At 69.3% G+C, this 8,721-nt stretch carries 10 protein-coding genes; 3 read left to right on the top strand and 7 right to left on the bottom strand.

Going from position 1 to position 8,721, the window contains the following annotated elements:
- The first annotated feature begins 139 nt into the window (after positions 1-139).
- Positions 140-910: a YdcF family protein gene (locus GX015_RS08530; RefSeq protein WP_291344355.1), complete on the top strand. Its 771-nt coding sequence runs from the start codon at positions 140-142 to the stop codon at positions 908-910.
- Between the two features lie 10 nt (positions 911-920).
- Here the strand turns inward: GX015_RS08530 and GX015_RS08525 are convergent, their stop codons facing one another.
- The 5 genes from GX015_RS08525 to GX015_RS08505 form a co-directional block, all read right to left on the bottom strand.
- The gene (locus GX015_RS08525) at positions 921-1,334 is read right to left on the bottom strand and encodes an META domain-containing protein (RefSeq protein WP_291344354.1); all 414 of its coding nucleotides are present in this window, start codon (positions 1,332-1,334) and stop codon (positions 921-923) included.
- Positions 1,335-1,374: 40 nt separating this feature from the next.
- Positions 1,375-1,665 (bottom strand): GNAT family N-acetyltransferase, encoded by a 291-nt coding sequence (locus GX015_RS08520; RefSeq protein WP_291344352.1) that lies wholly within the window; start codon positions 1,663-1,665, stop codon positions 1,375-1,377.
- Positions 1,666-2,295 carry a DsbA family protein gene (locus GX015_RS08515; RefSeq protein WP_291344351.1) on the bottom strand — a complete coding sequence of 210 codons (630 nt, stop codon included), beginning with the start codon at positions 2,293-2,295 and terminating at the stop codon, positions 1,666-1,668.
- A 117-nt stretch (positions 2,296-2,412) separates the two neighbouring features.
- Positions 2,413-3,342 carry a CPBP family intramembrane glutamic endopeptidase gene (locus GX015_RS08510; RefSeq protein ID WP_291344350.1) on the bottom strand — a complete coding sequence of 310 codons (930 nt, stop codon included), beginning with the start codon at positions 3,340-3,342 and terminating at the stop codon, positions 2,413-2,415.
- A 149-nt stretch (positions 3,343-3,491) separates the two neighbouring features.
- The gene (locus GX015_RS08505; RefSeq protein WP_291344348.1) at positions 3,492-3,986 is read right to left on the bottom strand and encodes an SMI1/KNR4 family protein; all 495 of its coding nucleotides are present in this window, start codon (positions 3,984-3,986) and stop codon (positions 3,492-3,494) included.
- Between the two features lie 77 nt (positions 3,987-4,063).
- Between GX015_RS08505 and pepN the strand changes: the two genes are divergently transcribed.
- Both pepN and GX015_RS08495 read left to right on the top strand, forming a co-directional pair.
- A complete protein-coding gene (gene pepN, locus GX015_RS08500; RefSeq protein WP_291344346.1) occupies positions 4,064-6,769 on the top strand; it encodes an aminopeptidase N in 2,706 nt (901 codons plus the stop codon).
- A 91-nt stretch (positions 6,770-6,860) separates the two neighbouring features.
- Positions 6,861-7,298: a globin gene (locus GX015_RS08495; RefSeq protein WP_291344344.1), complete on the top strand. Its 438-nt coding sequence runs from the start codon at positions 6,861-6,863 to the stop codon at positions 7,296-7,298.
- A 170-nt stretch (positions 7,299-7,468) separates the two neighbouring features.
- Here GX015_RS08495 and GX015_RS08490 read toward each other — a convergent pair whose 3' ends face one another.
- Complete coding sequence (locus GX015_RS08490; protein ID WP_291344342.1) at positions 7,469-8,206, bottom strand: hypothetical protein; 738 nt, start codon at positions 8,204-8,206, stop codon at positions 7,469-7,471.
- Positions 8,199-8,654: a thioesterase family protein gene (locus GX015_RS08485; protein ID WP_291344340.1), complete on the bottom strand. Its 456-nt coding sequence runs from the start codon at positions 8,652-8,654 to the stop codon at positions 8,199-8,201. Before GX015_RS08485 ends, GX015_RS08490 begins: the two co-directional genes overlap by 8 nt.
- Positions 8,655-8,721: the final 67 nt, after the last annotated feature.

Raw genomic sequence — 8,721 nt, 5'->3', positions numbered from 1 at the left:
TTCACGGTTGGCCTCGGGCATTCCTGCCCCGGGGCGCCGGATCATCCCGAAAGGAGCGCCCGTGATCGGACGACGCTCGCCCCGACCGCTCCGTCCCGCACGGCGTCTCACCACGATCGGCGCCACCATCGCGATGGCGATGACCCTTCCGGTGGCGGCCGGCGCCCCCATGGCAAGCGCCGAGCCACGGCCCGACCTCGCGGAGCTCACGCCGACGATCGCGGCCAACGGCTCCATCTCCACTTTCGGCGGCTGCAATTCCGGGATCCCGTTCCTCATCCGCAGCTGCACCGAGGCGGAGACCATCACCACCGGCTACCCGATGCAGCTGAGGATGCGGCCGGAAGGCCATCACATCGTCGTCCTCGGCTACGGGCTGCAGGAGAACGGGGCACTGCGGGCCGAACTCATCCGCCGCCTCACCAGCGCCCGCGACATGGCGGACACGTACCCCGAAACGACGTTGATCGTCACCGGCGGCGCGCCCCGCAACGGCGTCACCGAGGCGAGCGCCATGAAGGAATGGCTGGTGGACAACGGAATCGACGAGGACCGCGTCATCGAAGAGGACAAGTCCGGCAACACGGTCCAGAACGCGCAGCTGACCTCGATCATCCTCGCCGAGCACAGGACGACCGGCGTCACGCTGGTGACCTCGCGGGATCATCTGCAGCGCGCGCTCATCAACTTCCGCGAAGCCGCGCTGGCCCGGTGGATCGTGTCGGGCACGTCCGCCGAGCACATCGACGTCGAAGAGCCGCCGGGAGAACTCGTCGAACCGTCGGGCGCGAAGGTCACGGCCGACGACGTGCGGGATTCGGACCCCGGCCCCGCCACGGGCACCGGCGGAGATGACGCCCCCTTGCCGTCCCACACGCCCGATGCGACTCGCGAGGACCCCGCCCGATAGCCGACGCCGGCTACGTCACGAACCGCCAGCTCTCCCCCGACTCCTCGTCGACGAGGACCAGGATCGCGTCGTCGGCCTGCTCGACCAATCTCCGCCCATCGAGGGCCCGGCGCATGATTTCTTGTGCGCCGGTCTGATCCGGGCACCACATTCGAGTGGAACCGAGCACGCCGAATTCGATGCTCACCGGATCGTCCGCCACCACGGCGTCACCGAAAATCCGATTGCATGAATCGGTGCCGGTGAGTTTCTCGCCATCGATCCGGAAGCTCGCGTTCCGGTCGGAATCCAGGTGCCAATCCACGCCGGACACCACCGCCGGGTCAACCATCGGTTCCTCCCCTCCGCACGCCGACAGCGCCGGGACGGCCACGATCACGGCACTGGCCGCTAAAGCGCGAACCGCGGCGACCCCGAATCTCATGCCCTCAGCATAAGCGGGTCCGCCGCGGTTCGATGCGCTCTCAGTTCTGGCGCACGTGCTCCTTGTACTCGGGGTTCTTGCGCAGGAAGCGCCGCACGGCCGGGCAGGTGGCCACGATCTCGTCATCGGCGGCGATGGTCTGGTCGAGGGCTTCCTTGATCAGCACCTTGGACAGGCCCTGCCCCTCGAAGGCCGACTCAATTTCGGTGTGGGTGAAATCGCGCATGCCGGTGAACTTCTCGTAGTACGCGAAGCCCGCGTACGTGCCGTCGACGACGAGCGCGAAGCGGTGGTTGTCCAGCTCATCGCGGACTTGGATGACCGGGCTCATCTAGTCGAACTCCGGGTTCTCGGTGCGGGACCGCTTGAGCTCGAAGAAGTGCGGGTAACCGGCCAAGGCGACGGCGCCGTCGAAAACCTTGCCGGCCTCCTCGCCGCGCGGGATGCGGGTGAGCACGGGGCCGAAGAAGGCGGTGTCGCCGAGCTTGACCACCGGGGTGCCCACGTCGTTGCCCACGGCGTCCATGGCGCCGGCGTGGTATTCGCGCAGCTTGGCGTCGTAGTCCTCCGAGTGCGCGGCCTCGATGCGCTCGGCGGGCAGTCCGACGGCGGCGAGCGACTCGCGGATGATGTCGTCGTAGCCCTCGGCGGTGTTCTTGCCGCCCTGGCCACCATTGTGGATGCGAGTGCCCATCTCGGTGTACAGGTCTCCGAGCTTGTCCTCGCCGTCCTCGACCGCGACGGCGGTGAATACGCGGGCGGGGCCCCAGTTGGCCACCATCATCTTCTTGTAGTCCTCGGGCAGCTCGTCGCGGCCCTCGTTGAGCACCGACAGGCTCATCGGCTGCCACGTGACCTCGATGTCGCGGACCTGCTCGACCTCCTTGATCCAGCGGGAGGTGATCCAGCAGAAGGGGCAGGAGACGTCGAACCAGAAGGTGACGGATTCGCGGTTGGCCATGGGGTGATCCTTTCGTCGGGGATGCACCCAAGGGTAGACGAAAATCCATGTTGACGCATCATCAATCTGATTTTCGCGGGCGTTTGGCTTGACGACGCCCATCTCCCCGCGATCGCCCTATGCCCGAGGGACACCCGCCAGCCGGCCCACCGGGGCCATGATCGCGACCGCGATCAGCGGCGCGGCCACCAGTGCGACGGCATGCCACCAGGTGCCGACGTTCGTGGCCGCGAACAGCGCGAACGCCAGGCCGATCGTGTTGGTCAGCGCATGCACCCACACCGCCGACGTCAGCGCACCCGTCCACCAGTACGCGACGCAGGCCAGCAGGCCGAGGCACAGGTAGAACACGTTCTGCCCCGTCGCGGGATTCAGGTGCAGCACCGCGAACAGCACCGCCGACGGGATGGCCGCGGCCAGGAACGCGCCCAGGTACGGCACGGCCCCGGCGCCATGTCCGCGCTTCCGGCCCACGGCATCGAAAATTCCGCGGAACACCAGGCCGCGCAGCGCCAACTCCTCGCCGATCGGCGCGGCCATGGCGACGCCGGCGATGATCAGCAGATCGGACCATGCGGCCTTGCCCAACCCCAGCTGATTGACGATCGCCTTCGGCGATTCGATGCCCGGCGTATCCAACAGCAGATTCACGGCGATGGCGAAGACGATGGAGATCACGCCCACGACCAGCAGACTTTTCAGCATCGGTGCGGGTCGGGTCGGGTCCGCCGCAGACGAGGAGGCGGTCGGCGACACGGGCGTCGCCGTCGTCGCGGTCGGCACGGTCTCCGCCCTGCGCCGCGCCGCCTTGCGCCGCGCACCGAACAACACCAGCGCCACGATCACCGCCAACAGGGAGAACTGCGCCAGCGTCGTCCACGGCGGCGTCTGCAGCGCGCCGGAACCGGCACCCGACCCGGCGGCCGAGCCCATCATGAGGAGCCCCGGCAGGACCATCGCCACCGCCGCCGCGGCGGCCACGCCGATGAACGGATGCGCCCATCCCAGGAATCCCGGGCGCAACCGAGGCACCGCTCCCCCGTTCACGCCGCGTTCCCCGTCACGCTCACCCGCGCGAATTGCGTGCGCCATCTGTCTCACCGCTCCTCGAAGCCACCGCACCAGCGTGACATTTCGCCACTATTCGTCATTTCAATGGCACGGCGCACCCGCCCGGCGCGCAGGGGCCCCGCCGATCAGGCCCAGACGCCGCTCGCCCCGGCACGCCCCTCGACGTTGGCGGCGACCGTCGCCAGGTAGTCGGCCCAGGACCCGAAGCCGGTTCGGGTGGGCCCCATCTCGTGATCCATGTCCACGAGCCCGCCGTTCTTCACGTCGGCGCACAGCGAGTTCCCCGCGCCGTCGGAGACGAGGGGCACGAGGTTCGGGGTCCACCACTCGTCCGCCCACTCGTCGTTGTCCGAGTCGTACAGGTCCTTCCAGATGCCCCACTCATCGCGGATCTCCTCACAGGACAGGATCCAGCCGCCGAGGGGGCGTTCATCGGAACCGGGGAGAAGTTCCCACGCTTCGGCCTCTCCCAGACCGTCGTGAAGCAACAGCGATTCCTTCACGTCCTCCGGCAGGGACGCGCCGACGGCTTCCTCGACGGCGGCGACGTCTTCCTTCGTGCCCGGCGCGGCGGGTGCCGAAGCGTCCGCGATGACGGCCCAGGACTCTGCGATGGTCATGTCCGCAGTATGCGGATGCCCGACGCGAACGGCAATGGGAAGGTTCCCGATCCGGAGTCGCGGTTACCCTGAAACCCATGACTTCCACGAACCTGACGCAGACCGAGGCCGCCGACCGCGCGGCCATGCTCGAGGTGTCGCACTACGACATCTCCCTCGACGTCACCGGCGCCCCGGGCACCACCACCGCCCCGGGCGACGGCACCTTCCGGTCGATCACCACCATCGCGCTGACCGCGAAGACCGCGGGCGAGACCTTCCTCGACCTGCGCAACGCCGACGTCCGCTCCGTCACCGTCGACGGCGAGGACGTCACGGACTCCGCCTGCGGCGGGTCTGCGGAGCTTTACGACGACGAACGCGGCCTCCAGCTCGACCTCGCCGAAGGTGAGCACGAAGTCGTGGTCGACGCGAACTGCCGCTACACCACCACCGGCGAGGGCCTGCACCGGTTCACCGACCCCGCCGACGAACAGACCTACCTCTACTCCCAGTTCGAGACCGCCGACGCCAAGCGGGTGTTCGCCTGCTTCGACCAGCCGGACCTGAAGGCGACGTACTCGATGGACGTCACCGCGCCGGGTGCGTGGACGATCGTCTCCAACTCCGAGCCGGAGGTTTCCGACGTCGCGCCGGCCGAGGGCGAGGTCCCGCCGCTGGACGGCCCCGCCGCCCGCATTCACCGCTTCCGGGTGGACGTGCCGCTGTCGACGTACCTCATCGCCTTCTGCGCCGGTCCGTGGCATGAGGTCCGGGACGAGTGGGCCGGCACCGTCGCCAAGCATCCCGAAACGCCCGAGGACCACCAGCCCGACGGCGAGCTGACCATCCCGCTCGGGCTGTTCTGCCGCGCGTCCATCGCCGAGCACCTCGACGCCGAGCGCCTGTTCCGCGAGACCAAGGAGGGCTTCGACTGGTACGCGGCGAACTTCGGCGAGCCGTACCCCTTCGGCAAGTACGACCAGATCTTCTGCCCCGAATACAACATGGGCGCCATGGAGAACGCCGGTGCGGTGACCATCCGCGACGAGTACGTCTTCCGCTCGCGCACCACCGGCTACCTGTACGAACGCCGCAACGAGACCATCCTCCACGAGATGGCGCACATGTGGTTCGGCGACCTGGTGACCATGCGGTGGTGGGACGACCTGTGGCTCAACGAGTCCTTCGCCACCTGGTCCGCGTGCGCCTCCCAGGCCGCGGTCAGCGAGTACGCGGGCGCGTGGACGACGTTCGCCAACGTGGAGAAGGCGTGGGCGTACCAGCAGGACCAGCTGCCGTCGACGCACCCGATCGCGGCGGACGCCTCCGACATCGACACCGTCGACCAGAACTTCGACGGCATCACCTACGCCAAGGGCGCATCGGTGCTCAAGCAGCTGGTGGCCTACGTCGGCGAGGACGCGTTCCTGGCCGGCGCACGACTGCACTTCGCCCGACACCGCTTCGGCAACGCCACCTTCGACGACCTGCTCGGCGCGCTGTCCGAGGCCTCGGGCCGCGACCTGTCGGGGTGGGCGGACCAGTGGCTGACCACGACGGGAATCAACACGCTGTCCGCCGGGTACTCGACGAAGGAGGGGGACGGAGCCGCCGAGGTCTACGACGTCTTCGCCATCCGCCAGACCGGCGCCGAGCCGGGCGCGGGCGAACTGCGCGACCACCGCGTCGCCGTCGGCGTCTACGCGATGGCCGACGGCGTGCTGCGCCGCACCCACCGGGTGGAGGTCGACGTCAAGGGCGAGACCACCGAGGTCCCGGAGCTTTCCGGCGTGCCCGCCGGCGACGTGGTGCTGGTCAACGACGACGACCTGAGCTACTGCTTCATGGAGATGGATCCCGGGTCGTGGCTCTTCCTGCTCGAAAACATCGGCGCCTTCGAGGATCCGATGCCGCGCACCCTGGCGTGGTCGACGATGTGGGAGATGACCCGCGCGGCGAAGGTCCGCGCCCGCGATTTCGTGGACATGGTGCTGCGCGGCGCCCCGTCGGAGGACCAGATTTCGGTGCTCGAGCGCGTGCTCGCGCAGGCCGTCGCCGCCGTCGAGCGCTACGCCGCCCGCGATTGGGCCGAGGAGGGCCGCCGGGTCCTCGGCGCCGGGCTGCTCGATCACGCCCGCGCGGCGGATGCCGGGTCCGATGCGCAGCTGGCCTTCGTCAACGCGCTGGCCATGCTGCCGGCCGACGGCGCCGGGAGCCTCGACGTGTTCCGCGCCATCCTGGCCGGCTCCCCCGAGGACGCCGGGCTGGAGGGACTCACCGTCGACGCCGACATGACCTGGAAGGCGCTGACCGTGCTGGTCGCCGCCGGAGACAAGGGCATCGAGGACGTCATGGTGGCCGAGCGCGACGACCAGTCGGCCTTGGGCGCGCAGTCGGCGGCGAAGGCGCGCGCGGCGATCCCGGAGACGGACAACAAGATCCGCGTGTGGAACACCTGCACCGCCGTCGGCGCGGCCGCTCCGTCGAACCTGATGCTGCGGTCGATGATGGCCGGTTTCACCGCCCCTGGTTCCGACGAGCTGCTCGGCGACTTCACCGACCGCTACTTCGCCGAGGCCCCGGGCTGGTGGGCGGCGCATTCCTCCGAGACTGCGCAGCGCATGCTCGACGGCCTGTACCCGCACTGGGAGGTCTCCCAGGCCGGGCTGGACAAGGCTTCGGCGGTGCTTGACGACGCCTCGGTGCCCAACCCCGTCAAGCGCATCGTCGCGGAGAACCGCGATCGCGTGCAGCGCGCGCTGGCGGCGCGGGAGTGCGACGCGGCCACGGGAGAAAATTAGGTCGGATCGTCCGGCGCGTCCCTGCGCCGGCGACGGTCGGAGCCGTGTCGCGGATCGTGGCGCGGATCGCGGCCTGGGTAGCCTGGTGGGCATGACCAACGGACAGACCCCTCAGCCCCAGGGCGCCGCCGGTGGCGGGCAGCCGCAGTACAGCGACTTCTACCGCGAGGTCGGCGAGGAGACGTTCGCGAAGATCGTGCGCGGCTTCTACGACCGGGTGCCGGACGACGACATCCTCGGCCCCATGTACCCCGACGACGATTGGGAGGGCGCCGAGCGACGCCTGCGGATGTTCCTCGAGCAGTATTGGGGCGGCCCCGGCACGTACAACGTCGAGCGGGGTCATCCGCGTCTGCGGATGCGCCACCATCCCTTCGTCGTCGACATGGCCGCCCGCGACCGGTGGCTGGAATTGATGGCCCTGTCGCTGGCGGACGTCTCCGACGAGGAACTGCCCAAGCCCCACCGCGACGCGATGTGGGAGCACATGGTGCGGGTGGCGGACATGCTGATCAACACCCACGCCTAGATGCGAAGCCCCGTGCGCATGCCCGGCGGCGCAGCACATGCACGCTAACCCACCTCGAATGCGCAAACCCACCCGTTAAACCAGGCCATTTTCGCGATTCGGGGTGGGTTTACCGGGGCGCAGACGGTGGACGGGCGGCGCGTACGTCGGCGCCGGTTGTTCGGCGCCGATCAGATCGGCAGCACGCCGAAGCCTTCGGAGGCGTAGACGCTGCCGAAGCGGCCGTCGAGACGGCGCCAGCGGCCCTTCACCGACACCCGGACGTGCTCGTCCGCGGCGGGTTCGACGGGGATGAAGCCCATCGCGCACAGGGCGAACACCTCGCGCATGGAGATGTCGGCGCCGTCCGAAGTCCCGGTGCCCCGGACGGTGAGGACCTTCTGGTCGAGCAGCGACGTCGGCAAGCCCAACGGGCCCGATTCTTCCTTGGCCACTCCCCTCGCCTGCGTCTCCAAGTCGCGGAAGACGCCCGCCGGCACGGCGTCGAGGACGGTCCACCCGCCGTCGACGGGCAGACGGCCGGGCCAGGAGGAATCGGCGGCGGCTCCGCAGCCCAGGGTCATGGGCACGGCGGCGTCGAGCTGCGGCACCGAGCGAGCGTCGCCGGTGGCGGCGGAGACGGCGTCGGCGCGGACGATCATGTCGTCTCGGGCGGGGCTGATGGCCATGGTGCGGCACGCGACGGGGCCGAACGGGGTAGTCGCCCACACCCGCGCGATGCCGGCGGGCCGGGACGCGGCGACCGGATCGTCGGGCGAACCGGCGGCGACGGCGCGGATGCGCAGCAGCGCGTGGGCGTCCATCGCCTCGGCCTTGCGGGCGAGGACGCCGAGGTTGGTCAGTGCGGCGGTGTCGAGCACGACGAGGGTCTCGTCGCCCGAACCCGCGTGGACGCCTGCGTCACTCATCGTGTGCCCCTTGGCCATCGCCGGACCCGGCGGTCAGCTCCGGCGAGGCGAAGCGCACGAGCGTCTTGCGCACCGACGGAGTGAGTTCCCGGGCGCGGGATTCCTCGAGGTCGAACAGGACCATGACGGTGGTGAGCATCGCGGCGATGTGGCCATGCTCGTCCTTGATCGCCTGCCGGATGGTGTACGACGTATTGCCCATGGCGATGATCTCGGTTTCCACCAGGATCTCGCGGGTGTCGGGCAGCAGGGCGCGGAGGTAGTCGATCTCCATGTGCCGGACCACGGTGCCCAGATTCCCGCCGCCGCCTTCGACGCTGGCCCGCGCGAAAGCGACCCGCGCCTCCTGGGCGTATTCGAGGTACGCGAGATTATTGACGTGCCCGTACTGGTCGAAGTCCGACCAACGCACGGGGATGCTGGTCAGGAACGCGTTGGTGTCCGGCATGCCGTCCCCTTTCCTGGGTGGTTCGAGTGCGGGCCCGCTTCACCTGGGCTCTGCCGGGGATCTGCCG

Origin of the sequence: Corynebacterium sp. (assembly GCF_012837295.1) — a bacterium.
In the GTDB taxonomy this organism is placed as follows: Bacteria; Actinomycetota; Actinomycetes; order Mycobacteriales; family Mycobacteriaceae; genus Corynebacterium.
This window is presented reverse-complemented; position numbering and strand designations above follow the sequence as displayed.

Coding starts and splice junctions, on each gene's coding strand:
- GX015_RS08530 (WP_291344355.1), top strand. CDS start 140: ATGACCCTTCCGGTGGCGGCCGGCGCCCCCATGGCAAGCGCCGAGCCA.
- GX015_RS08525 (WP_291344354.1), bottom strand. CDS start 1,334: ATGAGATTCGGGGTCGCCGCGGTTCGCGCTTTAGCGGCCAGTGCCGTG.
- GX015_RS08520 (WP_291344352.1), bottom strand. CDS start 1,665: ATGAGCCCGGTCATCCAAGTCCGCGATGAGCTGGACAACCACCGCTTC.
- GX015_RS08515 (WP_291344351.1), bottom strand. CDS start 2,295: ATGGCCAACCGCGAATCCGTCACCTTCTGGTTCGACGTCTCCTGCCCC.
- GX015_RS08505 (WP_291344348.1), bottom strand. CDS start 3,986: ATGACCATCGCAGAGTCCTGGGCCGTCATCGCGGACGCTTCGGCACCC.
- pepN (WP_291344346.1), top strand. CDS start 4,064: ATGACTTCCACGAACCTGACGCAGACCGAGGCCGCCGACCGCGCGGCC.
- GX015_RS08495 (WP_291344344.1), top strand. CDS start 6,861: ATGACCAACGGACAGACCCCTCAGCCCCAGGGCGCCGCCGGTGGCGGG.
- GX015_RS08490 (WP_291344342.1), bottom strand. CDS start 8,206: ATGAGTGACGCAGGCGTCCACGCGGGTTCGGGCGACGAGACCCTCGTC.
- GX015_RS08485 (WP_291344340.1), bottom strand. CDS start 8,654: ATGCCGGACACCAACGCGTTCCTGACCAGCATCCCCGTGCGTTGGTCG.